This is a genomic window from Rhizobium sp. BK176, from assembly GCF_024808055.1.
Window position 1 is genome coordinate 24,664 of sequence record NZ_JANUBV010000031.1, and the last position, 25,725, is coordinate 50,388.

Below are 25,725 nucleotides of genomic sequence, written 5' to 3' on the forward strand. Positions count from 1 at the left end.
CTAGCCCCCGACCGGCTGCGGCATCGACGAGCCGCCAGAAAGCGAGGCCCCGTTACGTCGATCGGCAATGGAGGCCGAACGAAGCTTCATCGAGCAGGCAAAACATATGGCCCCGAAAAGCAGCGCGTAGGATTCTCCGATCGCAAGTCGGTTGTTGGAATTGCTGAGAATCGTGGTGGCAAAGTAGATCGCGAACGTCAGATGGCAGGCAAACGCGCTCCTGCTGACGATGCCGGCCGCGCAAGCCCGATAGACACGGTAAAGGCCTGAAAGGACGATCACCGCCAGAATGGCAAGACCAACGAAACCATAGCGGATGAGGATCTCGAGATATCCATTGTGCATTAGCGTGTAGGTGACACCGCGGTACGGCGTGGTCTGCCAGATCGCCAGCCAACCATTGCCGCTGCCGAAGACCGGTGCGACAGATATGACGTCGATCGCGTTGGCCCAGAGCTGCAGTCGCTCATCCAGGGATGGCGGCGTATCCGGGGAAGCGATCGCGTCCTGCATGACGTGTTCGACGGAAACGCCGCTTTCTACCCGACTGGCGATACCCATGACGGACTCGAACGTGGCGGCTCCGAAATGCGCGACATTGCCACGAACCTCATAGGCGCCCCATGATAATACCAGGAGCCCGGCGATCGCGGCCAGCAAGACGGTCTTGCGCCTGAGGTAGAACAATGTTGTACCAAGCATAAGCCCAAGGGCTGGAAGCAGGGCAACCCACACTCCCTTGGACTTGGCGCCATAGACGTTGAGGATCGCAAGTCCGATCACGGCCACGGCAATCGCCAAGACGATCGACTTGGTCCGCGCCGAGCTTCCGATTTCCCATTGGTGCAGGGCCCAGTAGAAGGCTCCGATGAAGAGAAAGCCACATCCGACCGCGCCGTGGATCGAATTATGGTGGAAGGCGGGTGAGATCCGCTCTCCGGAAAGCAGCATGGAGAAGGGTGTCGATATGATCAGCACGACCAGTACGGTGCAGAAGAATGCTAGGAGGATCGGCCTGACCAAGTGCCAGCTTGCATTGAGCGCCATGCCCATCGCGGGAAAGAAGATCGCGAAGGCGTAGAGCCACTCGGACGCGCCCTTTTCATGGTCAACGATCAACCCGAAGAGAAACCTTACCAACGCGAAAGCGCCCCAGGCGACGCAGAGGATCGCCAGCCAGTCGCCTGAATTGGCGCGGATGGGCGCCCTGCGATAGGCGAGGGTCAAGCCCAGGAGGAGAAGGGCAGCGTAGCGATAGAAATCACTTTCTATCACGGTCACCGACATCATTCCGAGCCAGAGAATGGCGAGAACGACGTCAAGGCCTGTCGACTTCACCTGGGTGACGGATATGGGCATTGTCATGATAGTGCATACCGTATTCGGCGCGCATACTCGAGCATACGAAGCAAATGCGTTCCGATCTTGCGGACGCCTCGCAACTTGACGGCACGGTATTCAGCCCTGTTGGCGATCTGGCTCACGGTGGAGCGCTCGGAGAGTTCAACGATATTGCGCCGGACGGTGTAGATGCTGACGCCTGTCTTCCATCCGCGCTCGAGGGTCATGTCGTAGGGAAATTCGATGTCGTTGGCGCTTCGGAGCAGCTTTCGGGCGCCTTCGCGCGTGACAAGATAGCAGGCGGCGGAGCCCTGCGGGCCGTGCAGGCAACGCCCGATTTCGTCTCCGTACTCGGAGACAGCGACGGTGCGGCACCATTTTGACCTGTGATTGAGCAACTTGACCACCTCGGCGGACGGAACAGCCTGCAGGATCGCCGCCGCCCTCTGTGTGAAATCCTGCCGCAGTTCCACGTCATCTTCCATGATGATGGCGTTTTCGTAGTCACTCGAAAGAAAAGCCTGCAGTGCCCTCATGTGGGCACGATAACAGCCATATTCGCCGGGAAGCATCTGCCGCCCGTTCCGGCGCAGGAACTTCTTCTCGTTGAAGCCGGATCTCTCCACGACAGGAATGGAGCGTCCATCGACGCCGGGGACGCGATCGATCTGAATGCCGGCCAAGGTTGCCTGCGACGACACTTCCGCCCACCGATCGGAGGAGCCGTCCATGTTAATCACGTACGCACCGATCGACCGTTGCAAACGCCTCTGTCCTGTTGCCGTAGTCAGTTCCAGCATCTATTCCGCGTCTTTTTTGGCATGATGCACGATTGACGTATTCCGCGTTTCCGGGAAACCGAGACTCATCATCGTGTCGTCTGCCGTTGATGGCGCCGATCCATAGTATTTCCGACCATTCTTATCTACAACACCTTCTGCGTGTGTGTCCACAATTGTGACGGATCGTGCTCTGGCCGGCGTGGCAGGGATCGAGGATACGTCGGCACCCGCGGCTGCAAGGCGCGCCGCAGTCTCTATCCTCGGATTGGCATGCCATTGCAAGCCCCGATACCATCGCCCTGTAAAGTTTTAGGGCCGCGCGATTAAACTGGCTTTTGTCCACATTGTCGGACCAGACATTTGCTGCTGTCTGTTTATCATCATCTGTCTTGCGCGCGTCTTCGCCTCTGCTAAGCATTCCATGTGAACCGAAAACGGAAACGAAAGAGACCGCACGCATGTTCCTGAGCGATCGACAAACGGAAATAGTCGGGATGGCAAGGTCGGATGGACGCGTGTTCGTGGAGGAGCTCGCGGCACATTTCTCGGTAACCCCGCAAACGATTCGAAAGGATCTCAACGATCTCTGTGACGCACAGATCCTAACCCGTGTCCACGGCGGCGCGACGTTTCCGAGTGGCACCGAGAACGTGAAGTACGAAGCGAGGCGCCAGATTGCAGCGTCGGAAAAACAAGCCATCGGTATTGCCGCGGCCGGGCTCATTCCCAACAACGCCTCGCTTTTCATCAACATCGGGACGACAACAGAGGCGGTTGGCGAAGCGCTGACCAACCACCAGGAACTGATGGTGATCACCAACAACATCAATGTTGCCAATCGGCTGCGACTGTTTCCGACCATCGAGGTCGTGATCGCTGGCGGTGTGGTGCGAGGGTCGGATGGCGGTATCGTTGGAGAGGCGGCGGTCGATTTCATCCGGCAATTCAAGGTTGACTATGCAGTCATCGGGACCTCGGCGATCGATGAGGACGGTGCCCTGCTTGACTACGACTTTCGCGAAGTGAAGGTCGCGCAGGCAATCATCGCCAATGCCCGCCACGTCATTCTTGTGGCTGATTCGACGAAATTCGAGCGCACGGCGCCGGTTCGAATCGCTCAGCTACCGCAGGTGCATACCTTCATCACCGATCGTTGCGTCACCCCCTCTATTCGGCGTCTCTGTCAGGAAAATAGCGTGAAATTGATCGAGACATCGGCAGCTGGTGCATAGAGACTGTCAAATCGGGGTTCATTTGCCGCAGATCCTGGGCTAGCCTCCCGTCATGAGTCTAGAAACCGTCCGCGCGTTTTTCAGCGCCCACGCTCCCGATATAGAAATCATCGAAACGGCCGAGAGTTCATCAACCGTGGCGCTGGCGGCCGAGGCGCATGGGGTCGATCCGGCGCAGATTGCCAAGACGATCTGCCTGCGGGTGGGTGAAGAGACGATGCTCGTTGTGGCCGGCGGCCTGTCGAGGCTTGACAACAGAAAGGTCAAGGACCGGTTCGGCGCCAAGGGCCGGATGCTCGGCCCGGATGAAGTCATGGATGTGACGAGCCATCCGGTCGGTGGGGTCTGCCCGTTCGGGCTCCCGACGAGATTGCCGGTCTACTGCGACATTTCACTCAGGCGATTTGACGTGGTCGTGCCGGCTGCAGGCTCAACCAATTCGGCCGTTCGAATTTCCACCGAACGCCTGGCAGACCTCACCGGCGCGACATGGGTGGATGTCTGCCAATAGACATTGAACCGGCCAAAAGCTTCAAACCGGCCGAGCAATCCCTATATATCCCCCTGACATCAGTTGGTCGTCACGACAGGAGAAGATTTGATGCCCGGTGCCGTTTCGCGTTTTGCCAAGTTCGCGGCGATTGCCGTCCTGACAGGCACTACCGTTTTTGCCTCAATCGGGGATGCTGATGCGCGTCGCGCCGGCGGCTCCGGCTTTGGCAGCCGTGGCACCAGGACGTTCCAGGCGCCGCCGGTGACGAGGACTGCGCCGGCCCCGGCTGCTCCGATCGAGCGGTCGATGACGCCGCGCCCCCAGAACACTGCTCCCTATGCAGGCCAATCGGCCGTCAATACGCAGCGCCCTGGCCTGTTTAACGGCTTCGGCCGGTCGATGATCGGTGGCCTTGTCGCCGGCGGCCTTCTCGGCATGCTGCTCGGCCATGGCTTTGGCGGCGGCTTCGGCTTCCTCGGCATGTTGCTGCAGATCGTGCTGATCGGGATCGCGATTTCCTTTGCCATGCGCTTCTTTGCCAACCGGCGCCAGCCTGCCTATGGCCCGGCCGCGGGTCCGGCCCCTCATAGCCCCATCGCGGCTGGTGGCAACACCTCTTCGTTCCGCATTCCTTCGATCGGCACAGGCGCGGGCGACGGTGGCGGACAGACGAATTCGAAGTCTGGCGACGAGGTCGGTCTTGGGCAGGGCGACCTTGATCGCTTCGAACAATTGCTGACGGAAATTCAGACGGCCTATGGGGCTGAAGACTATGCCACGTTGCGTCGACTGACGACGCCCGAGGCGATGTCCTACCTTGCCGAGGAGCTTGGCGAGAACGCCACGAATGGCGTGCGCAACAAGGTCTCGAGTGTCAAGCTGCTGCAGGGTGATGTCGCCGAAGCCTGGCGCGAGGATGGCGCCGATTACGCAACGCTTGCGATGCGCTACTCCTCGATTGATTCGCTCGTCGAGCGGGGCAGCGGCAAGCTCGTCAGCGGCGATGACAGCCGCCCGACGGAGACGACCGAAATCTGGACATTCCTTCGCAAGGGCGCGGGAGAGTGGAAGCTCGCCGCGATCCAGGGCACGGAGCAGCGTGCCGCCTGAGGGACGAAGCCTCCCTGATCTTGTCTTGTTGGCCAGGGCGGCCCGCCCTGGTCTGGCCCTCAACCCTCCTGGGCTGCGGAGGGTACGACCCAGAGCGGCCGGTCCTCACGTTTGCGAATGGCTGGCGGTGACTGGTCCTCGACGGCAAGGCCATCCTCGAGCTCCTGGACGTCCACTTCGTAGCTGTAGTCGTAGATCATTTCGCAGGCGCGTTCATTGGCCTTGATCTTGGCGTCCGTTTCGCTGATCGCGATCGCTATGGTTTTGATGCGGGCCCGGAGCATCGAGCCCAAAATGTCCGTTGACGGCCGCTTTTCCAACCGCTCAAGATGATGCTCGATGCGTTGGGAGTGACGTTCGAGTTCGCGCTTGCTGAAGCGCGCCTTGCGCATTTCCTCGGAAAGATCCGTGCGCATGCGTGTGAGCGGATCGAATGTCCCCGGCTCGCGCTCGTCGAGGGTCAGCTGGTTGACGAGTTTCTCGATGACCATCAGGGCCTGGAGGTCTACCGGGTCCGCAAGTTCCACGTCATAGCCGGTGTCGTCGAAGACCTTCCTGCGCACCGGGTCCTGCAGAAGCTCGTAGGCCTTCCGTACGCGGCTGAAAGCATCCGGGTCGCCGCCCGAGTCCGGATGGGTCGCTTTGGCGCGCCGGCGGTACGCAGCCTTCACCTGGTCGTCGGTCGCGTCGCGCCGTACACCAAGAATCTCATAAGGATTGGTCACTATCCCTCCGTTGTTGCTCGGACATTGCCGTGACATCCATGAAGGGCATTCATCCCTTGAGGCCTTCTTCTATCATCAGTGGGGCGGAGTTTGGACAAAAAGAATAAACAAAATCGCTTATCCCGATAAAGCAGGCCCGACCGACGCGCATCTGGTGAATAGCCCCCAGGCCGATGGCCGCCTCGCGAAAACATAGGCAGCGGGACCATTTGCGGTCGGACGGCGAATTAAAGCATGCTCGAGCCCGGTGTTAATCGTTATAATGGCGCGGTCCGCGTTGACGCTGTCTGTCAAATCGAGTTTTATCCGCCACCGTTTGCCGGACCGCTCTCGCGACAGGCAAATCTGGAGGAGGTTACATGCGCACTATCCGCACGATCGCAGAGCTGCGGCAATTCCTGCACGGGCATCGACGTGAGGGGCGTTCGATCGGTCTTGTTCCCACGATGGGCTACCTCCATGTCGGGCACATGGAACTGGTCGCGCGTGCGCGCGGTGACAATGCGGTGAGCGTCGTTTCGATATTCGTGAACCCCTTGCAGTTTGGCGCGAACGAGGACCTTGCCAAGTATCCCCGCGATCTGGCGCGTGATTCCAACATGCTCGAAAAAGCCGGTGTCGACGTCCTTTTCGCCCCGGAGGTCAGCGACATGTATCCGCGGGAGATGCTTGCCGTCGTCGATGTTCCGCGGCTTGGAAGCGTGTTGGAGGGAGAGGTCAGGCCGGGACACTTTGCCGGTGTGGCGACTGTCGTGACCAAGCTTCTCAACATCGTACAGCCCGATCGAGCCTATTTCGGGGAGAAGGATTACCAGCAGGTGGCGCTGATCAGGCGCATGGTCGAGGATCTTGCCCAGCCGGTTGAGGTCGTTGCCGTTCCGACCGTGCGGGAAGCCGATGGTCTCGCCTGCTCGTCGCGCAATGTCTATCTCGACGAGAAGCAACGGGCCGCGGCCGTGATCGTGCCGAGGGCGCTTCAGGAAGCCGAAAGGCTTTACGCGGGCGGCTGTGACAGTGCCGACGAGATGGAGAGGCTTTTGAAAGCATTCATCGCCGCCGAACCGCTTGCTACGCCGGAGGTGGTCGCCGTTCGCCACCCCGAGACGCTCGAACCATTGCCGTCTTTGCAGTCTGCGCCTGCGCTCGTCGCACTCTTCGTGCGCGTTGGAACGACGCGTCTGCTTGATAACCGCGTCATCGGGGTTAGCCCGACCCAGCATTCGAGGGCAGCATAGTGAGCGCTCACGGCAAAGAGAAGCGCCAGACGACGGCATCCATCCGAGCAATGAAGGGCAAGGACCGCGTCGTCTGCCTGACGGCATACACGACACCGATTGCACGGCTGCTTGATCCCCATTGCGACCTTCTGCTGGTCGGGGATTCCCTCGGCATGGTCCTTTATGGCATGGAGACGACCGTTGGCGTGACCCTCGACATGATGGCCGCGCATGGCCGCGCGGTCATGCGTGGCGTCTCGCATGCCTGCGTCATTGTCGACCTGCCGTTCGGCAGCTACCAGGAATCGAAGGAGCAGGCCTTTCGCAGCGCCGTCAGGCTGATGCAGGAGACCGGCTGCGATGGCGTCAAGCTCGAGGGCGGCGAGGAGATGGCCGAAACGGTTGCCTTCCTCACGGCGAGGGGCGTGCCGGTCTTCGGTCATGTCGGGCTCATGCCGCAACTGGTCAATACAGCCGGCGGATTCCGCTCGCTCGGTCATTCGGACGAAGAGGCTGCAAAGATCCACCGCGATGCCGAGGCGGTCGCGAAGGCCGGCGCCTTCGCTGTTGTCGTGGAGGGCACCGTCGAGCCCGTTGCCCGGCAGATTACCGCCAGCCTGATGGTACCGACCATCGGTATTGGTGCGTCGCCAGCCTGCGACGGCCAGGTTCTGGTGTCGGATGACATGCTGGGGCTGTTCAATGATTTCAAGCCACGGTTCGTCAAGCGCTTCGCCGATCTGAGCCCGCTTGTCTCACAGGCCGTCCGGGATTATGCCGAGGAGGTCCGTAACGGGCAGTTCCCCGCCAAGGAACATACATTCCAGCCCAGGCAGCGCTAGCATCGGCGCTCTCCGGTTGCGGTTGACAGGCCGCAGTTGAGGGCGCTTTGGACCGTCCGAGTGCCCGAGGGCAAAGCCGGCCGTCCCATGCGTTACGGTGCGTCCGGACGCTGTGATCGGGCGAGCCAGTCGGTGATGCCGCGCGCTGCGGCGCGGCCGGTGGCAAAACAGGCTGTCAGCAGGTAACCACCTGTCGGCGCCTCCCAGTCGATCATTTCTCCTGCCACAAAGAGCCCGGGAATGGCCCGCAGCATGTAGTTCGGGTCGATGCCGGCCCAGTCGATGCCACCTGCCGATGAGATCGCCTCGGCTATGGGACGCGGCCTCAAAACGGGAATGGGCAAGGCCTTGATCAGTCTTGCCAGTCGATCCGGATCGTTGAGTTCTCCGCTGAGGGCAAGCTCACGAACCAGGGCGGCCTTCACTCCGTCGATACCCGCGCCTTTGCGCAGGCGATTGGAAAGGCTCGCCTTGGCATCCTGCTTTCTGAGGTCCCGTGCAATCCGGTCGCCGGAACGGCCCGGCACCAGATCGATGACGAGCGAAGCCGGTTCGCCGCGTGACAACCTGTCCCGCAATGCTGCTGCATGGGCGTAAACGAGGCTCCCCTCGATGCCACGCTGGCTGATGACGAATTCGCCGGGTAGGGTGCCTGCCTGCGAGGTTGCCGTGACGGATTTGACGGGCGCGCCGGAAAAGCGTTGGCGCAAGATGTCGCTCCAGTCGACGTCGAAGCCGCAGTTGGCAGGACGGAAGCCATTGACGGTGATGCCTTGCTCGCGCAGCCACGGAGCCCATGTTCCGTCCGACCCGAGCCGCGGCCAGCTCATGCCGCCGAGTGCGAGCAGCGCGGCATCGGGACGAACGACCCTGGTGTCGTCAGGCGATGCGATCAGATAGCCACCGTCGGAAAAACCCATCCAGCGATGCCGCGTCCGGATACGAACGCCTGCTGCCTCAAGCTGCCGCAGCCAGGCCCGCAGGAGCGGTGAGGCCTTCATGACGACAGGGAAGACACGTCCGGAGGATCCGATAAAGGTTTCGGTCCCAAGCGCCGCCGCCCAGGCCCTCACGTCGGATGGCATGAAGGCGTCAAGCGCGTCCCGCAACCGGAAATTCGACGGGCCGAAGCGCCGGGTAAAATCAGTATAGTCTTCGGAATGCGTGATGTTTAGCCCGGATTTCCCGGCGAGCAGGAATTTCCTCGCTACCGTCGGCATGGCTTCATAAACCGTAACGGCGTGACCGTTTGCCGCCAGGCTTTCCGCGGCCATCAGTCCTGCCGGGCCGCCGCCAAGTATTGCAATGTCCTTTTTGACCATGAAACGGTGCTTAGGCTTTCGAGCGAAAGTCCTCAATACCGGGCTGAATGGAAACTGCAAGGTTTCCTGTGTTGGGCAGGGGGGAAGCGGTCGGGGTCATGCGCAATAGCGTGCCGATCGCCCGTGTGCGACAGCCGACGGGCGATTGGCCGTCGTCTCTAGTATCAGTCCACGATGCGCGGTTTGGATTTCGGTGGGCATGGCTTTTCAGCTTCCTTCATTGCCTCGTCGTGGTACCAGCAGCTGTCATAGACGGAAGGCTCTATCTGGCTCTCAAGATCAATAGACTTGCGCGGCTCCGCCGTGAAACGCTTTCCCGGGAAGGCGTAGATCGTCGCTGTCTCGTGATGCACACCAATGGCCATTTCCTGCCTCCTTGCTCATCCACTTCCGTCGTCTCAAGATCGATATAGCATAGATGCACAGGAAATGCGCGATATGATTGAAAATAAGGCAATATTTGTTGGAATAATGTGCATTGAGATCTGCTGGTCTTTGTATCAGTTTTTCGTCGAGTAAATTAAATGGGCAATTGCCTAATTGTTGTGCGGTGCCGGTGTGTTGCCAAATATCCGCCCTGACGAAGGATTTTCCAACGACGCCACCGATCGACAGGGGTAGGGATGTCTTTCTCCCACTAACTGATTGAGTCCGCTATCAGTTCCGTGGGGATCTACCGCCAAGACGAAAAATTGGGCGCCGATCCCCGCGGGACGAACTCAAACTGGCACGCTACGTGCATGATAGGTGGCATCCCTTCGCGGGCGGCCTTTCTGCGGCCGTTTGCTTGAGGATTTGCTCACGGTTCATGTTTGAGAGACTCGCAAATGACAAAGTATAAGCTCGAGTACATCTGGCTCGATGGGTACACCCCGGTACCAAACCTGCGCGGCAAGACGCAGATCAAGGAATTCGACGCTTTCCCGACGCTCGAGCAGCTTCCGCTCTGGGGCTTTGACGGTTCCTCCACGATGCAGGCCGAAGGCCGCAGCTCTGACTGCGTGTTGAAGCCTGTCGCGCTGTATCCGGATCCGGCCCGTGCGAACGGTGTGCTCGTCATGTGCGAAGTCATGATGCCCGATGGCCTTACGCCACATCCGTCCAACAGCCGCGCAACCATTCTTGACGACGAAGACGCCTGGTTCGGCTTCGAGCAGGAATACTTCTTCTACGAGAGTGGCCGTCCGCTCGGCTTCCCGGAAACCGGATATCCGGCTCCGCAGGGTCCGTACTACACGGGTGTTGGCTACAAAAACGTCGGCTCGATCGCCCGCGAAATCGTTGAAGAACATCTCGACCTCTGCCTCGCCGCAGGCATCAACCACGAAGGCATCAACGCCGAGGTGGCAAAGGGCCAGTGGGAGTTCCAGATTTTTGGCAAGGGTTCGAAGAAAGCCGCCGACCAGATCTGGATGGCGCGCTATCTGCTTCTGCGCCTCTGCGAAAAGTATGGCATCGACATCGAGTTCCATTGCAAGCCGCTCGGCGATACCGACTGGAACGGCTCGGGCATGCACTGCAACTTCTCGACCAAGTTCATGCGCGAAGTTGGCGGCAAGGCCTATTTCGAAGCACTCATGGCTCAGTTCGATAAGAACCTCCAGGATCACATTGATGTCTACGGTCCGGACAACCACCTGCGCCTGACCGGCAAGCACGAGACTGCCCCGTGGAACAAGTTCTCCTACGGCGTTGCTGATCGTGGCGCGTCAATCCGTGTTCCGCACTCCTTTGTCAAGAACGACTACCGCGGTTACCTCGAAGATCGTCGCCCCAACTCCCAGGGCTGCCCTTACCAGATCGCCTCGCAGGTTCTGAAGACGATCTCGGAAGTTCCGACCACCGGTTACGCGGCCGCGGCTGCCTGATCGGGCCGTCATTATTCGATATCAGTGGCGCCGATCTCGACTGGCGCCACGTTCTTCTGGAGCGTACGTTCGACAACGGATTCGTTCTCTGGAAGGCGGCTTTTTGACGTGGTCGCTTGCTTGCATCATCCACCGGTTGAAATATTCAACCTGACACGCATAATCCTTTGCGTTGGCAGTGATTACCCTTATAGTTGAGGTAGATCCCCCAATCGCGAGTTGCCCGTGACAGGCAAAAAGAGCCGATTTCTCCGTCTACTTGGTACGCCCGCGTTATTCGCAGATGGCAATGAGATCGTCTTGCCTGAAAAGGCCTATGCGCTTCTCGTCTTTCTCGTGACTGCTCCCCAGTTTGCGATGGATCGTGAGGTTCTGCGCTCCATTCTCTGGCAGTCGGACCAGTCGAAGCAGCGCGCCGGCAGCTTGCGCCAGCTTCTTGCCCGCATTGATCGCGGGGTTCCTGAGGAAGTGCCGCGGCTTTTGAAGGCGACCAACACCCATGTGTTCTTCAATCACGAGGATTGGGCAGCCGACGTCCTGATGCTCAGCAACATGGCCGCGCCCTTGCCTCGGCCTGCGTGGGACCTGTTTCGCGGTGACTTGCTTGAAGGATTCAAGGCGCCGACGATGGAGGCCGAAGAGAGGGTTGTCGTCGAGCGACAACGCGTGGAGCAGCGCCGTGAAGCCCATATCGTCGCCCTTCTCGACGCGCCGGAAAAACTGACGTCCGACGATATCCTTCTGCTCGCCGGTCTGCTCATCGATGCTGATCCCGCAAACGAGATCGCTTGCCGGGCGTTGATGCAAATGCATTCGCAGGCCGGAGACGTGGCCGCCGCGCGCCAGGCTTACTCGCGTTGCCGCAGTGAACTCAAAAGCGAATACGGTGCAGAGCCGGATGCCGCGACCCAGGTCCTGGCTCATGAACTCGGGATCATCGTTCCGGCCGGGCTTGCCGGGCAGGCCGCCCCGACTGCGGCAAGTATCACTTTGGATCCCCTTGGTCAGCCGCGAGTCCTGATATTGCCGCCGGATACGATCCTGTCAGATCCGGTGCTGCAGCGTGTCGGTCGCGCGCTTCTTGAAGAGGTGACGATCGGATTGAGCCAGCAGCGTGGCTTCAAGGTGATCGCTGCCCATACCAGTCTCGAAATCGTCAACCGCAGCGTGACCGGAGCGCTGTCAGCTCCGACGCCACCCGAACTCAGGTTCGACTACACGGTCTACGTCACCATTCATGGCCGCGAGGACGACATCTATGCAACCTGCCGGCTGACGAAAACCTCGACCGCCGAGGTGCTGTGGGCGATCGACCTGCCGCTTGCCATCCAGAAGGTCAACCAATCGTTCGGCCAGCTCGCCCGGCGTATCGTGATGACGCTGGCCGATACGATCGAGCGGCGCGAGCTGCTGGACATGACCCATGACGTCAATCCGTCGGCCTATCGCCTTTATCTCGAAGGAAAGCGGCTGGTCTCGAAGACCGACCTGCAGCATCTGCGCCAGGCGAGAAAATGGTTCAAGTCGGCGCTTGCGCGTCACGACAGGTTCTCCTCTGCAAATGCCGGCATGGCGCGCGTGCTGGGAATGGAGTGGCTCGTCCGGGGAATGAAGGACACGCAGTTGCTGGAGGAGGCGGATCGTTTTGCGTGGCTTGCCCGTGACAACGATCCGAACAGCGGGCGGGCGATGCGTGAGCTCGGCTTTGTCGCCCTCTATCGCCGGCGCTTCGGCGACAGCCTGGATTTCTTTGCCGAAGCACAGATGCTCAACCCCAACGATGCCGATATCCTGGCTGACCACGCGGACGCGCTCTTGCATGACGGGCAGAGCGACCGGGCGCTCGAACTCAGCCTGGCAGCGCTCAAGCTCAATCCTCTGCCGCCCGATTACTACTACTGGAACCTCGGCGGGATCCATTTCGTGCAGGAAAACTACGCCAAGGCCATCGAGGTTCTGGATCGCGTCAAGGATCGTCCGGCAACCTCTCGCCTCCTTGCCGCGGCCCATGCAAAGAACGGTGACCGCAGGGCTGCGTCGCGATACGCCTCGATCGTGCTCGAGAATTTTCCCGATTTCCGCACCGACGACGTGTGGCAATTCGTGCCTGACCGCAATCCTGACGACACGCGCCAGCTGATTGACGGCCTGCGCATGGCCGGATTGTCCTGAAGCGTTACACGTTCCGCCTTTTGGGCTGGTTTCTTGTGCTGAGTGCGGTCACGCCGAAATAACGCCTGTCGAGGCATGTTCTCTCCTGTCTGCAGCACCCAGCTGCCCAACCAGGAGAAACCCGATGACGACGACCCAGATTAAGCCCGTTGCAGTCCGCCTGTCCGCAGCCGCCCAGGCCGTTCTCAAGCAGGAATGCGTCCAGCTCGACACGAACGCCACGGCGAACATCGTTCACGCCCTGAAGTTTCGTTGAGGAACATGCGAATGTCTGTTCAGACGGAACTGGAGCGTTTGGCTCGCGATCTCAGCCTGTCGTCGACCGGCATCAACAGCTATCACGACCGCTTAATGACGCCTGGACAGACATTCGCGGCGATCAAGCCGTATTTCAAGGAGCTCGGCATCACACGCGTCGGGCTGCTGACGGCTCTCGATCTGCTCGAAATTCCCGTGGCTTTCGCCACGCGGCCGAACAGCTACACGCTTTCGGTTTTTCAGGGCAAGGGGATCGATGAAGAGGCTGCCATGACTTCCGCCGCTATGGAGGCAGTCGAGACCCGCGTTGCGGAAATTCCGCCAGGCGCGCCTGTCATCGCGACGCTCGAGGGCATGAAGGCCGAACGCGCGCCGATGATCGATCTCGATTCTGTTGCCCGGTGTGTGCCTTCCGAAATCGGTGACCAGCCGCTCGCATGGAGTGAGGGTCTCGACATCATGTCCGATCGCCCGGTCTTCGTTCCCTGGCCCCTGGTCGGCCTCGACCACAGGGGAGCGAGGCCCTCTGGCTTCGAACAGTCGAGCGATGGTCTTGCCTCCGGCAACCGGCCCGCCGAAGCCGTCCTGCACGGCCTTTGTGAACTGGTCGAACGCGACGCGTGGGCGCTGACGCAGCTGCGGCCCTACGATCAGCTGCGCGGTGCCCGGATCGATCCTGCCGCCTTCGGCGACACCGTTTTGAATATCATCGTCGACCGCATCGAGCGCGCTGGCATGCGCCTGCTGCTGCTGAACATGACGACCGATATCGGGGTTCCAAGCTTTCTTGCGGTGATCATCCCGGGAAATCTCGGGGAACGGGTTGACGCCCGCTGGACCCATGTATGTGGGGGATGTGGATGTCACCCCGATCCCATACGGGCAGCGTTGCGTGCCATCACCGAAGCCGCGCAAAGCCGCTTGACGGCGATTGCGGGAAGCCGAGACGACTTTTCTCCGCGCATCTACCAAAGAATGGAGGATGGCGGCCCGATGCAGGATCTGGTCAATCTCTGCAATGAAAAGCCGGTCGCCGCCACATTCGGATCCGAGCAGCGGACAATCCAGGAAAACATCAGTCACATTCTCGACCGACTGAAGGCAAGGGGCATCCAGCAGGTGGTGGCTGTCCCACTCGAGCATCGGCATTTGCCGGTCTCGGTCGTACGAGTCATCGTCCCGGGGCTAGAGGTCGATGTCAGCGGAGAGTATATCCAGCTGGGGCTTCGCGCCGTCAGCGCCATGCAGGGAACTTTGCAATGAGAATCATTTTCGCGGGGCCCAGTTTCGGCGCTGACATCGACAGGCTGCGTGCGGAGAATCCCTCAGTGGTTTTCCGTGGACCGGCAGCGCGCGGCGACATCCTGCAAGCCGTCCAGGACGGCGCAAAAGCAATCGGGATTGTTGATGGCTTCTTCGGCGAGGTGCCGTCCGTATGGCACAAGGAAATCCTCTATGCCCTGCAGCACAATGTGATCGTGGTTGGCGGCGCCAGCATGGGCGCGCTTCGCGCGGCCGAATGTGCCGACTTCGGGATGGTCGGCATCGGGTCGATCTACGACGATTATGAAAGCGGCACCTTGGTTGATGATGAGGCCGTCGCCCTCGTGCATGCACCCGCCGAGCTCGGCTGGCTGCCCCTTTCCATTCCCTGGGTGGACTTCGAACCGACGATCACCCGGCTCTACCGGAATGGCGCGCTATCGCTTGCGGAGCAGAAGATGCTGTTTCTGGCCGGTCGCTCGCTGCATTTTTCCGAGCGAACCTATCCGAAGGCCGTCGAGGGTTGCAATTTTTCGACCGAGGGCCGGGCTAAGGAAATCCTGCGGGCGATTCGCGCAGGCAAGGTCGAGCGCAAGCGAAAGGATGCCGATCTCGTGCTGCAATATCTGCAGGACGTGGAATTTGTTGCGCAGAACCGTGACTGGGGCTTTGCTGCCACCTCTCACTGGGAGCATTTGCGTGCCGAAGTCACGGGTGCTGTCACGCCTGTAACGCCCGAGTAACGCCGCCTGTAAATGATGGGTCGTGTTGAAGCCCCGGAGGGCTCATCTATGGAGAAGGCGGTGGCAATGAACATTCTGACAAGGGACGAAGGAACGGGGAAGGAGTACGCCAGAATTTTCCGGTTGCTGTCGGCCGCAAAAGATGAGGCCCATAAGCTCAAGCTGCAAAATTTGATGCACTTGACGAACATGGCTCTTCTTCAGGTTGTCATTGACTGGGACGGGATTGATCCGGAGCGGGAGCTCGACGTCAATCTTGAGAAGCTGATCGGCACAAAAACGCAGGTCGCGATGAAAGACGCAGCCGAAAACCTGGTGCTTCTCGACTGCCACTGACGTTCAGGACCGGGAGGACGTTGACGTTTATTCGTCGTCCGTGTGATCCATGCCGGCAATTGCCTGCACAAGCTTTACGATCTTCTTGCGAACCGATTCGCTTTTGATCGACAGGAAGGCGGCATTGAGGAGGACGCCGTCGCGCGAAACGACAAATTCCTCGCTTGGCGACGGGTTGTCATTCGCCATGTTGGCGTTGACTTCCTCGAAAAAGGACCGGACATCGACGTCGAGGGCGCCGGCGATTTCGACAAGCATGCTTGCCGAAACACGATTCGAGCCCTTTTCGTATTTTTGGATTTGCTGAAACGTGACGCCGACCCTGTCACCGAGCTCTGTCTGCGATACTTTCCTCATCAATCGCTTGATGCGGATCGTCTTCCCGACGTGAACATCGACTGCGTGCGGTCCATCTTTCATCGGTGTCTCCTTCGAACGCCGGTTGCTGCGCGACTATAATGCCAGTTATCAACCTAACGGAGATAATTGAACGGATCAATTGTGTTGATACGTTTTTTATCCCGCATAGAGCGGTGAATCCGAACATGGTGAAAACGTCGGCCGGCCCGAAATTCTGACACTACGCGAGCCCCGGTGGCGTTCAGAACCCCTCAAGATCCCCACTACGCGATGCTCCATTGTAATCCGCTTTGAGGCTTTCTCAATGTCGGTTTATTTTCCGGCAAAACAGGCCACTCGGCGGCTCGCACCATGCCCGACCGAGCCACGGACGCGACGCGTCGTGGTGTTTGCGGGGACCTCGACAATTCTCTTCGCGATCGTGAACGCGGCAAAGATAGTCCCTTATTGGCAACTGAGACAGTTTGCCCAGTTCGACGTCAACTTGGCAAGTTGCATCGTTCCGGCCGCGATCATTGGAAGCTTCGTTGGACGCAAGTTGACGAAAGTGATTCCCGACAAGCTCTTTTTCCGCCTGGTCGAGATTGCCTTGCTCGGATTGTCGATAAAGCTCATTTTGGACTATGTGTCCGCTGCCGGCTGAGCACCGGGGGGGGGGGCGCCCGGACCGGGGCTGACCGAACGATTACTCATCCCATGGAATGCGTTCGTGGCCCAAGCAGATTTCATTATTAATGTCGGCCTGGTCGGTCGAGAGAGGGCGACGGATCTTTTATCGCGTCGAGAGGTCCTTCGAGTGCCGTGCGTGGAGGCACGAGTTGCGGCTCAATCATGATGATCTGCGGCTCCGCATCGTCGTCCTCGAGCAAGTCAAACCCCCGATCGAGCATCTCGGAAACGTTTGGCTTGATCATGTAGACGGGGAAGGGAAGGAACGATCCAAAAGGATCGTAATCGAAGCAGCCGACGACGATGTCCCCGAAGGCTTCTCCGTCGTGACGTCCCATGAATCGCAACAGGCCCTCGAAGTTGATTGAGGAATTCACAAAGAAGCAGCGCGGCAGTCGGCCATGTTTTTCGTAAAAGCGCTCGAAAGCGAGGGCGGTCATTCCCGGAGAATATCCGGTTGTCTCTATGTCGTCCTTCGGGACGTCACCGCCGAAAATGGAGTGCTTTACCGCATGGAAGCCGATCACGCGGTCACGGCTTGCGTGGTCGTCGCGCCCGCCGAACAGGAACACGTCCTCGGGCGCGAGCGGCCCCATTCCCTCCGCGTGTCGAATGATAGCTGTCGTCAGGGCCTCCGCGCCCTGCCGGTTGTCCGAAATAATCGATGGTGCGTACTTGCCGGGCAGGTCGATGTTTACGTGCGGCACGCCCGCCCGCAAACAGGCCTGATGAACGCCGTCGGGATCGGTCGCGCCGGCAACGAAGAGAGAATCGATGGAGTATGCGATCAGCGACTCGACGGTGCGTCGTTCCTCCTCAGGATCCCGTCGTCCTGAAACAACCATGGGGACCAACCCCCGCTGACGCGCCTTCGCTTCGAAGGTCTGAGCCATTGAGGAGAAGAACCGGGTATCATAGACGGGCAGGAGCAGTCCGGTAAGGCCGGATCGCGAGCTTCTCAGCGCACGGGCCTGGAGATTTGCCGTGTAGCGGTGTGCTTTAGCGAGCGTCATGATCTTGTCCGCTGTTTCCTCCGAGATCCGCCGCTTGCGCCAGGTGCCGTTCAGAACCGCGCTGACGGTCGAAGGCGACGCGCCGGATACGACAGACAGATCGTAAATCGTTGCTTTCTTTTGCTCTTTTTCCGACATCCGCGAATCTCCTCGCCTCTCGTCACTATTTAGAACAATCGCACCTCTTGACGAAAGGCTTTTTGATGTTATGGTTATTGCACCATCGATTGTGCAAGAAAGCAATAACGATTGTGCAAAAAGATGGGCGCTTTGAGGAAGGCGACGAGGGAGGAGGTTCTGTCATGGAGCCGAAAACGCTTGGCACACCAGCATGGGGCTCGTGTGGGCGCATCTCCTTTGCCCGCTGTTTGGAGGAGAGAAACCCATGAAGAGAATGCTCGCAATCACGCTCGGCCTCTCGCTGACGCTTCTTGCATCGACTGCATTTGCCGGGCCAAAGATTGGTGTGGTCGTTAAGATTGGCGGCATCCCGTGGTTCAATGCCATGGAGGCCGGCATCAAGGAGCAGAGCGCCAAGCTCGGCGTCGAGGGCTTCATGGTCGGCCCGACCAGCGCCGATCCGGCTCTCCAGGTTCGCGCTATCGAAGACCTGATTGCGCAAAAGGTCGATTACATTGGTGTCGTTCCCAACGACGCCAAGGTTCTTGAGCCGGTGCTGAAGAAGGCCCAGGATGCTGGCATTAAGGTCATTACGCATGAATCACCCAAGCAGGTCGGTGCGAACTGGGACTTCGAACTGGCTTCCGCCAAGGGCTTCGGTGAGGCGCATGGCAAGCTCCTCGCCGAGAAGATGGGTGGCAAGGGCTCGTACGCGGTCTTCGTTGGGTCGTTGACCGTTCCTCTGCACAACGCCTGGGCCGATGCTGCGATTGCTTATATCAAGGCCAACTATCCCGACATGAAGCTGGTAGGCGACCGCTACGGTGTAGCTGAAGATGTCGACAAGAGCCGTTCGACCGCTCTCGACCTGATGGCAGCGAACGCCGATCTCAAGGGCTTCCTCGCATTCGGCTCGCAAGGTCCGATTGGTGCGGGCCGCGCTGTTGAAGAGCGCCGCAAGGACGGAAAGGTCTTTGTGATCGGGCCGTTCTCGCCAGGACAGGGTGCGAAGCTCATCAAGTCGGGTGCTCTGACCGGCGGGTTCATGTGGAATCCCAAGCAGGCCGGTGAGGTCTTCGTGACGCTCGCTGATCGCATTTCCAAGGGGCAGGAGCCGAAAGCCGGCGATGACATAGAGGGTCTCGGCAAGATCACTCCAGAAGGAAATACAATCATCGTTGATCAGCTCTTGGCCATCAACAAGGAAAGCATCGACAAGTTGGTTGGCATGGGCCTCTAACCTCCCGAGGCCTCAGCCTGGGGTCGCGAGGAGCTCGCTCCACGCGACCCACTCCTTAAGATTTACTGGTACCTGCGGACCCCGCCGAGCGGGCGGCTGATCAGGGAGATATGCCATGAGCGCTATACCGCTCCTTTCACTCAAGAATATCAAAGTCACGTTTGGCGGTGTGCGGGCTCTGAAAGGGGTCTCGTTCGAGGTCAATCCCGGCGAGGTCCACTGCCTTGCAGGAGAAAACGGGTGCGGCAAGAGCACGCTGATCAAGGTCATAACCGGCGTCTATAAACCGCAGGATGGTGCGGAGTTCTTCTTCGACGGCCAGCCGGTCACAGCGATGACACCGACGCTGGCGCAGTCACTTGGCATTCAGGTCATCTGGCAGGACCTGGCGCTCTTCCCGGAGATGACGGTCGCCGAAAACATCGGGTTTCAGTACGCGGTCAATGGCAAATACGGCCTCGTCGACAAGCGGAAGATTGAAGACGCGGCCGAAAGGGCGCTTGCCCGGCTCGGCGTTACGATCGACCCCGACCTGCCACTCAAGGAGCTGCCAATTGCGCAACGCCAGATCGTCGCCATTGCGCGAGCACTTGTCGGCGAAGCTCGCCTTGTGTTCATGGATGAGCCGACTGCGTCGCTGACGCAATCCGAAACCGACTATCTGATCGACATCGTTCGCAACCTGTCGGCATCCGGCGTCGCGGTCGTGTTCGTCTCGCATCGCCTCGCCGAAGTCCTGGAGATTTCCGATCGGATGACGGTGCTCCGCGATGGTGCGCTGGTTGGCGTTTACCCCGTCGAAGGCATGACCCAGTCGCGCGTGACGGAACTCATGACGGGTCGCAACTTCGACAACATCGTCATCGCCAACGATCACGATGAAGATCCAGTCGTGCTCTCCGTGCGTGGACTTACACGAGCGAAAGAGTTCGAGAACATCTCATTTGACCTGCGGCGCGGTGAAACGCTCGGAATTACAGGCCTCCTTGGGGCGGGTCGCACAGAGCTGGCGCTTACGATCTTCGGAATGCATCGGCCGCAAGCCGGTGAGATCAGCATCGAGGGCGAGCGCGTCAGTTTCGGGTCTAATCGGGACGCCATTCGTGCTGGTGTTGCTTACCTGTCCGAAGACCGGCTGTCACTCGGCCTAAACCAGCCGCAATCGATTGCCGACAACCTTGTCATGGCATCCCTCGACAAGCTTATGTCGGGCGGGATGATCTCTCCGACGAAGAAGGCAAGCGTCGTCGACCATTGGATCAACGCGCTCGGCGTCAAGATCGGTACGCCTGATGATCCCATACGGACGCTTTCAGGTGGCAACCAGCAGCGCGTTGCGATTGCCAAGTGGCTGGCCATCGATCCCAAAATCCTGATCCTCGACGCCCCGACGGTGGGCGTCGACGTCGGGGCCAGGGCAGGCATCTTCGAGATCGTACACAAGCTGGCGGCCCAGGGTCTAGCCATCATCCTGATCTCCGACGAACCACCGGAGGTCTATTTCAACGCCGACCGCATCATTCACATGGTGGAAGGCAAGATTCACGCGACCTACGACCCGCGAAGCGTATCGCTCGCCGAACTGGAGGCTTCCGTCTATGCGTAGGCTGATCCTTGGACACACAACCGAGTTCACGCTTCTTGCGGTCATGATCGTGCTTTGCTTCGGTCTGTCCTTTGCGACGGACCGGTTTCTGACGATCTCCAACGCGTTTGATGTGCTGAACGTTTCGGCCGTCAACATTATCTTCGCCGTCGGACTTCTCGTCGTCCTGATCTCAGGCGGGATCGACATTTCTTTCGCCGTCGCTGCATCCGTCGTGCAGTATGTCACCGCTCTCGCGCTCGGCGCGTTGGGCGGCGGCAACTGGGCCGAAGGGTTCATCATCGCCGGAGCGATCGGGATCGGCCTCGGCCTGATCAACGCGGCACTCGTCTACCGCCTCCATATCATCTCGATTGTTGCGACAATCTCGACCTTCAACATCTTCTTCGGTCTCCTGATGTTCTTCACCAAGGGCGTCTCGATCTACGACCTGCCCGAATGGCTGACGACGCGCGTGGTGTTTTTCGAACGCGAGATGGCCGACGGGTCTTGGGTGGAGCTTACCCTGCCTGTCGTCGTCATGGTCCTCTGCTGTGTAGCGACCTGGTTTATGATTTCGCGCACCACCGTTGGGCGGCAGCTCTACGCATTTGGCGACAATCCGGAGGGAGCGCGCCGCTTCGGCATTAATATCGGAACCATGCATTACATTTCGTTCGGCTGGCTCGGTCTGATGGCCGGTATCGGTGGATTGATGCAGGCCCACTACGCCGAGGAGGTCGTTCCGAACGCGCTTTACGGTCGTGAACTCGACGTCCTTGCCGCAACGGTTCTCGGCGGCGCGCGGCTCGGGGGCGGCAAGGGGTCGGTCATCGGATGCGTTCTCGGGGTGCTGATGGTGTCCGTTACCCAGAACGGGTTGAACCTGATGGGCGTCTCGCCATTCGCATTCAAGATGATCGTCGGCGCGATCATTCTTGCCGCCATAACGCTTTCTTCCGCACGGATCGACAAGCTTCTGCCATTCCTTGCCAAGGGCGGCACCAGAAGGGGGAGCACCCACTCATGAAAGCCATAGCTCAAAGGTTCAATGCCACCTTCGGCGCGGATATGACAGGTCCGGCCATCGCCTTCCTGGCGGTGATGGTCATCTTCGGTCTTGCAGCAAACAATTTTATCTCCGCTGCAACGTTTGGCTCGGTTGCTTTCCAGTTACCGGAACTCGGCCTGCTGACGCTTGCGATGCTGCTGCCGCTTTTGACCGGCGGCATCAATCTGTCCGTGACATTCACCGCCAATCTGTCGGGTCTTGCCGCAGCGTGGGTGATGCAAACGTACGGTGGTGTCGATGCGTCGCCGTCTGCCTTTCTTCTTGGCGTCATCGCGGCTCTTGTCACTGGCGCTGCAGCGGGTCTGATGACGGGTGCTGCTATTGCCTACACACGTGCGCATCCAATCCTCGTGACGCTGTCGATGATGATCTTCCTGCGCGGCCTGGGCGAATTCCTCACGCGTGGCGGCGACGTGTCCGGCTTTCCGACCTTCATTGCTCCGATCGGGCACGGACAGATATTCGGGTTCCCGATTCCCCTCCTGATCTTCATCGTGTGCGTCGGTCTGTGGCAGCTCCTGCTCACACGTTTCAAGCTCGGTTTTGGCCTCCTGATGATCGGTTCGAACATCGACGCGGCGCGCTACTCCGGTCTCAATACCCGTCGCATTCTGGTGCTGGTCTATACCTTGTCCGGAGTGATGTGTGCTGTCGCCGGCGTAATCATGCTTGCCCGGTTCAATTCGGTTCGCGTCGGTCACGGTGAATCCTACCTGCTAATTACCGTTCTTGCGGCGTTCCTGGGTGGGATCAACCCCTTTGGTGGGTTCGGGCGGGTCTTGCCGGTCTTCGTCGCACTCATCGTGCTTCAGCTTCTGTCCTCGGGTCTCAATTTGATGGGGGCCAACCAACATCTCGCAACGGCTTTATGGGGCGTTTTGATGATCGTCGTCATGGCTGCGCGAACCATAGCTTCGGCCTACATGGCCGCACGTAGAAGGAAGGGTTGAACGGTGCAGGGTTTTGGAATTCACGCAAGCATGTGGACAATGAATTGGGACCGCGCAGGTGCGGAGCGGGCCATTGCCGGGGCGAAGAAGTACCAGCTCGGATTTATCGAAATCCCGCTGGTTGATGCATCCTCGTTAGACGCCGCGCACACTCGTGCGCTCCTCGAGACAAACAGGATCAAAGCCGCATGCTCACTCGTGCTGCCCGAGGCGGCGTGGGCATCACGACAACCCGATGCGGCGATCCGCCACTTGGAAACAGCAATCGACAAGACCGCCGAAATGGGCGCCGAGGCGCTCACCGGCGTAACCTTTGGCGGCACCAATGAACGAACGGGCTCGCTGCCAACCCAGGCCGAATACGACAACCTTACCCGTGCCCTCGAGGCGGCTGCGAGACGGGCCAGGTCCAAGGGTATTGAGCTCGGCGTCGAGGCCGTAAATCGATACGAAAACCATCTCGTCAATACCGCCGAGCAAGCCGTAGCGCTGGTCGAGCGGATCGGCATGGACAACGTCTTCGTCCACCTGGACACGTTCCACATGAATATCGAGGAGAAGGGGGCCGCCAACGGCATTCTCGCAGCTCGTGATCACCTCAAGTACATGCACATGTCGGAGAGCGATCGTGGAACGCCGGGCGCAGGCAACGTCCCCTGGGATTCGATCTTCGTCGCCCTTTCGGCAATCGGCTTCAAAGGGGCACTGGTGCTGGAGAGCTTTGTCAGCATGCCGACGGAGATGGCCGGCGACATATCGACATGGCGTCCGGTGGCCCGCGACGTGGAGGAAGTCATGGGGAGCGGTCTCTCGTTCCTGCGTGGCAAGGCCGCTCAATACGGGTGGCGGGATTTCGGGGCCTAGGCCGTGGTCTGTCTGGCGGATGGCAAAGGAGGAACTCCTTGAGCAAGATTGATGCAAACGCGCGTGAGATCGCGAAAGTCGCCGTTCAGCGCCTATCTGAAAATGGTGGCAGAAGAGTCCTGATTGCCATTGCAGGTGCACCCGGGTCGGGAAAATCCACTCTCGCGGAAAAGGTCGTTCACGATCTCAAGACCGAGTACGCTGTCAGGCCCGCTTTGTTTCCGATGGATGGCTATCACTATGATGACGCCGTGCTGGAGCAGATGGGCCGGCGGCCCTACAAGGGAGCCATCGACACATTCGACACGCATGGGTTCCGTCGGATGCTCGAGCGGATCAAGGCAAACGAAGATGACGTCATTGCCGTCCCGGTTTTCGATCGCATGATCGAAATCGCCCGTGCTGGGGGAAGCCTGATCCCGCAATCGGTGGACATCATCGTCTGCGAAGGGAACTACCTCCTCTCCCGCCAGGCCCCCTGGGACAGGTTGAAACCGATTTTCGACTTCACTGTCTTTGTGGACGTCAGCGAGGACAATCTGCGAAAAAGGCTCCAGGATCGCTGGCGGTCCTTCGGGCTCGATCCAAGGGAAATCGATCGCAAGGTCGAAGAGAACGATTTGCCGAATGGCCTTGCCATCATCTCGGGAAGCGCTGAGCCCGACCGACGCATCGACAACAATTAATTCTCCAAGTCGGAACGAAGCCTTTCGCTTCGCCGCCTTTCGCCACCGGGTCGCTTTACCGTCTTCGTCGGTTCCGTCGCCCTGTCAGGCACCATCGTTCGTATCTGTCCGACAAAGCGTCGGCAGGAAATGCAAGTTGAAACCTCAAGGAGGCTCCTATGAAACATGGCATCTACTACTCTTACTGGGAACATGAGTGGAGCGCAAAGTTTGGCCCGTACATTGAAAAGGTCGCGAAACTTGGTTTCGACGTTATCGAAGTCGCGGCGCATCATATCAATGAATACAGTGATGCTGACCTCGCGATCATCAGGCAGAGCGCGATAGATAACAACATCATCCTGACTGCAGGTATTGGTCCTTCCAAGAGCAAAAACCTGTCGTCGCCCGACAGTGCAGTCAGGGAAGCCGGCAAGGCATTTTTCAAGCAGACGCTCGCCAATGTGGCCAAGCTTGATATCAAGACGATCGGCGGTGCACTGCATTCGTACTGGCCGGTCGATTATACGCAACCGGTCGACAAGGTCGGCGATCGGGCTCGCGGTGTCGAAGGCATACACAGCATTGCAGACTTTGCGAACGACCTCGGCATAAACCTTTGCATCGAGGTGTTGAACCGGTTCGAGAACCACGTTCTGAACACCGCCACTGAAGGCGTTGCCTTCGTGAAGGACGTCGGCAAGTCGAACGTCAAGGTGATGCTTGACACCTTCCACATGAACATCGAGGAAGACAGTTTCGGCGACGCCATCCGCAACGCCGGTCCGCTGCTAGGTCATTTCCACACTGGGGAAAGTAATCGCCGTGTACCTGGGAAGGGCAGAATACCCTGGCACGAGATCGGCCTCGCGCTCCGTGAGATCAACTACACCGGTGCGGTCGTGATGGAACCGTTCGTCAAGACCGGCGGCACGATTGGCTCTGACATTCGTGTTTGGCGTGATCTGACAGATGGCGCAGACGAAGCCAGGATGGATGACGATGCGCGTAATTCTCTGGCATTTTCCCGGTTTGTGCTCGGGGGGTGATCCAGGGCCACTTCGGCCAGTGTTCATTGCCCCAGTTGCATGAAGAACATTGGTCGCGGTCGACACATGGCACGAAATGCGCTGATACCGCCGCGACCGTAAACGGGTCGATGCAGTGATCAAGAGCGTTGCTCGAAGTGCTCTGGTGCGGTTCTGAGGTATGCCGCCCGTGCGCGTCCCTGATAGGCTTTGAAAAGCAGGAGATCGCCAGTTGGAGCGCACGGTCAATTGCGCGCTCCCCTTTGCGCGGACCGGGGAAAACGGTGTTGACCCGTCTTCTGTCATGTTACGGTATCTGGGATCCTCGCCGCTCCCGCGACTGCGTGCCGCTGTGTGCTGGGCCGTAAACTCATAAATTCTCTTGGCGTATTGCGTTCGGCGTGATTCAAGGCTTCCGAATTAGGAGCTATGATGACACGCCGCCGCTACGAACT

Annotated in this window: 26 protein-coding genes; 19 read left to right on the forward strand and 7 right to left on the reverse strand. The window is 59.3% G+C overall.

The features are described from left to right. The gene (locus FHT76_RS37740) at nucleotides 1–1,365 is read right to left on the reverse strand and encodes an O-antigen ligase (protein WP_183759072.1); all 1,365 of its coding nucleotides are present in this window, start codon (nucleotides 1,363–1,365) and stop codon (nucleotides 1–3) included. After that, entirely contained in the window at nucleotides 1,362–2,141 is a 780-nt protein-coding gene (locus tag FHT76_RS37745; protein WP_183759073.1) for a glycosyltransferase family 25 protein, read from the reverse strand. Before FHT76_RS37745 ends, FHT76_RS37740 begins: the two co-directional genes overlap by 4 nt. Before the next feature lie 440 nt (nucleotides 2,142–2,581). On the opposite strand from FHT76_RS37745, the gene FHT76_RS37750 reads away from it, so the two are divergent. The 3 genes from FHT76_RS37750 (at nucleotide 2,582) to FHT76_RS37760 (ending at nucleotide 4,958) form a co-directional block, all read left to right on the forward strand. Next, entirely contained in the window at nucleotides 2,582–3,355 is a 774-nt protein-coding gene (locus FHT76_RS37750; RefSeq protein ID WP_183759074.1) for a DeoR/GlpR family DNA-binding transcription regulator, read from the forward strand. A gap of 52 nt (nucleotides 3,356–3,407) precedes the next feature. Continuing rightward, entirely contained in the window at nucleotides 3,408–3,866 is a 459-nt protein-coding gene (locus tag FHT76_RS37755; protein WP_183759075.1) for a YbaK/EbsC family protein, read from the forward strand. Nucleotides 3,867–3,956: 90 nt separating this feature from the next. Continuing rightward, complete coding sequence (locus tag FHT76_RS37760; RefSeq protein ID WP_183759076.1) at nucleotides 3,957–4,958, forward strand: Tim44 domain-containing protein; 1,002 nt, start codon at nucleotides 3,957–3,959, stop codon at nucleotides 4,956–4,958. A 59-nt stretch (nucleotides 4,959–5,017) separates the two neighbouring features. On the opposite strand, the gene FHT76_RS37765 is transcribed toward FHT76_RS37760, so the two are convergent. Then, nucleotides 5,018–5,683 (reverse strand): J domain-containing protein, encoded by a 666-nt coding sequence (locus FHT76_RS37765; protein WP_183759077.1) that lies wholly within the window; start codon nucleotides 5,681–5,683, stop codon nucleotides 5,018–5,020. A gap of 359 nt (nucleotides 5,684–6,042) precedes the next feature. Here FHT76_RS37765 and panC point away from each other — a divergent pair, with 359 nt between their 5' ends. Next, the gene (gene panC, locus FHT76_RS37770; RefSeq protein WP_183759078.1) at nucleotides 6,043–6,918 is read left to right on the forward strand and encodes a pantoate--beta-alanine ligase; all 876 of its coding nucleotides are present in this window, start codon (nucleotides 6,043–6,045) and stop codon (nucleotides 6,916–6,918) included. Next, on the forward strand, nucleotides 6,918–7,742 hold the full coding sequence (gene panB / locus FHT76_RS37775) for a 3-methyl-2-oxobutanoate hydroxymethyltransferase (RefSeq protein WP_183759079.1): 825 nt from the start codon (nucleotides 6,918–6,920) through the stop codon (nucleotides 7,740–7,742). The genes panC and panB overlap by 1 nt, the downstream gene beginning before the upstream one ends. 92 nt (nucleotides 7,743–7,834) lie before the next feature. Here the strand turns inward: panB and FHT76_RS37780 are convergent, their stop codons facing one another. After that, nucleotides 7,835–9,064 carry a TIGR03862 family flavoprotein gene (locus tag FHT76_RS37780; protein WP_183759080.1) on the reverse strand — a complete coding sequence of 410 codons (1,230 nt, stop codon included), beginning with the start codon at nucleotides 9,062–9,064 and terminating at the stop codon, nucleotides 7,835–7,837. A 164-nt stretch (nucleotides 9,065–9,228) separates the two neighbouring features. Next, a complete protein-coding gene (locus tag FHT76_RS37785) occupies nucleotides 9,229–9,429 on the reverse strand; it encodes a DUF2735 domain-containing protein (RefSeq protein WP_183759081.1) in 201 nt (66 codons plus the stop codon). A 462-nt stretch (nucleotides 9,430–9,891) separates the two neighbouring features. Here FHT76_RS37785 and FHT76_RS37790 point away from each other — a divergent pair, with 462 nt between their 5' ends. The 6 genes from FHT76_RS37790 (at nucleotide 9,892) to FHT76_RS37815 (ending at nucleotide 15,704) form a co-directional block, all read left to right on the forward strand. Next, nucleotides 9,892–10,932: a glutamine synthetase beta-grasp domain-containing protein gene (locus FHT76_RS37790; RefSeq protein ID WP_259186617.1), complete on the forward strand. Its 1,041-nt coding sequence runs from the start codon at nucleotides 9,892–9,894 to the stop codon at nucleotides 10,930–10,932. 225 nt (nucleotides 10,933–11,157) lie between these two features. Beyond that, nucleotides 11,158–13,104: a BTAD domain-containing putative transcriptional regulator gene (locus FHT76_RS37795; protein ID WP_183759083.1), complete on the forward strand. Its 1,947-nt coding sequence runs from the start codon at nucleotides 11,158–11,160 to the stop codon at nucleotides 13,102–13,104. Between the two features lie 124 nt (nucleotides 13,105–13,228). Continuing rightward, entirely contained in the window at nucleotides 13,229–13,360 is a 132-nt protein-coding gene (locus tag FHT76_RS37800) for a hypothetical protein (RefSeq protein WP_259130587.1), read from the forward strand. Between the two features lie 11 nt (nucleotides 13,361–13,371). Continuing rightward, entirely contained in the window at nucleotides 13,372–14,625 is a 1,254-nt protein-coding gene (locus tag FHT76_RS37805; RefSeq protein WP_183759084.1) for a YcaO-like family protein, read from the forward strand. Next, nucleotides 14,622–15,368, forward strand: coding sequence for a TfuA-like protein (locus FHT76_RS37810; RefSeq protein ID WP_183759085.1), 747 nt, complete (start codon nucleotides 14,622–14,624; stop codon nucleotides 15,366–15,368). The genes FHT76_RS37805 and FHT76_RS37810 overlap by 4 nt, the downstream gene beginning before the upstream one ends. Nucleotides 15,369–15,434: 66 nt before the next feature. Beyond that, entirely contained in the window at nucleotides 15,435–15,704 is a 270-nt protein-coding gene (locus FHT76_RS37815) for a hypothetical protein (protein WP_183759096.1), read from the forward strand. Nucleotides 15,705–15,731: 27 nt separating this feature from the next. Here FHT76_RS37815 and FHT76_RS37820 read toward each other — a convergent pair whose 3' ends face one another. Then, a complete protein-coding gene (locus FHT76_RS37820; protein ID WP_183759086.1) occupies nucleotides 15,732–16,124 on the reverse strand; it encodes a helix-turn-helix domain-containing protein in 393 nt (130 codons plus the stop codon). A 244-nt stretch (nucleotides 16,125–16,368) separates the two neighbouring features. On the opposite strand from FHT76_RS37820, the gene FHT76_RS37825 reads away from it, so the two are divergent. Further along, nucleotides 16,369–16,707 (forward strand): sulfite exporter TauE/SafE family protein, encoded by a 339-nt coding sequence (locus tag FHT76_RS37825; RefSeq protein WP_183759087.1) that lies wholly within the window; start codon nucleotides 16,369–16,371, stop codon nucleotides 16,705–16,707. 88 nt (nucleotides 16,708–16,795) lie between these two features. On the opposite strand, the gene FHT76_RS37830 is transcribed toward FHT76_RS37825, so the two are convergent. Continuing rightward, nucleotides 16,796–17,884, reverse strand: a complete 1,089-nt coding sequence (locus FHT76_RS37830) for a LacI family DNA-binding transcriptional regulator (RefSeq protein WP_183759088.1) — start codon at nucleotides 17,882–17,884, stop codon at nucleotides 16,796–16,798. 247 nt (nucleotides 17,885–18,131) lie between these two features. Here FHT76_RS37830 and FHT76_RS37835 point away from each other — a divergent pair, with 247 nt between their 5' ends. The 7 genes from FHT76_RS37835 to FHT76_RS37865 all read left to right on the forward strand — a co-directional run bounded on the left by FHT76_RS37835 (nucleotide 18,132) and on the right by FHT76_RS37865 (nucleotide 25,291). Further along, on the forward strand, nucleotides 18,132–19,106 hold the full coding sequence (locus FHT76_RS37835) for a substrate-binding domain-containing protein (RefSeq protein ID WP_028827899.1): 975 nt from the start codon (nucleotides 18,132–18,134) through the stop codon (nucleotides 19,104–19,106). Between the two features lie 115 nt (nucleotides 19,107–19,221). After that, nucleotides 19,222–20,712 carry a sugar ABC transporter ATP-binding protein gene (locus FHT76_RS37840; RefSeq protein ID WP_183759089.1) on the forward strand — a complete coding sequence of 497 codons (1,491 nt, stop codon included), beginning with the start codon at nucleotides 19,222–19,224 and terminating at the stop codon, nucleotides 20,710–20,712. Further along, on the forward strand, nucleotides 20,705–21,721 hold the full coding sequence (locus FHT76_RS37845; protein ID WP_183759090.1) for an ABC transporter permease: 1,017 nt from the start codon (nucleotides 20,705–20,707) through the stop codon (nucleotides 21,719–21,721). The genes FHT76_RS37840 and FHT76_RS37845 overlap by 8 nt, the downstream gene beginning before the upstream one ends. Further along, nucleotides 21,718–22,713, forward strand: coding sequence for an ABC transporter permease (locus FHT76_RS37850; RefSeq protein ID WP_183759091.1), 996 nt, complete (start codon nucleotides 21,718–21,720; stop codon nucleotides 22,711–22,713). Before FHT76_RS37845 ends, FHT76_RS37850 begins: the two co-directional genes overlap by 4 nt. A gap of 3 nt (nucleotides 22,714–22,716) precedes the next feature. Further along, nucleotides 22,717–23,577, forward strand: coding sequence for a sugar phosphate isomerase/epimerase (locus tag FHT76_RS37855; protein ID WP_183759092.1), 861 nt, complete (start codon nucleotides 22,717–22,719; stop codon nucleotides 23,575–23,577). A 38-nt stretch (nucleotides 23,578–23,615) separates the two neighbouring features. After that, nucleotides 23,616–24,263, forward strand: coding sequence for a nucleoside/nucleotide kinase family protein (locus tag FHT76_RS37860; RefSeq protein ID WP_183759093.1), 648 nt, complete (start codon nucleotides 23,616–23,618; stop codon nucleotides 24,261–24,263). A 158-nt stretch (nucleotides 24,264–24,421) separates the two neighbouring features. Continuing rightward, nucleotides 24,422–25,291, forward strand: coding sequence for a sugar phosphate isomerase/epimerase family protein (locus FHT76_RS37865; protein ID WP_183759094.1), 870 nt, complete (start codon nucleotides 24,422–24,424; stop codon nucleotides 25,289–25,291). The last annotated feature ends 434 nt before the right edge of the window (nucleotides 25,292–25,725 follow it).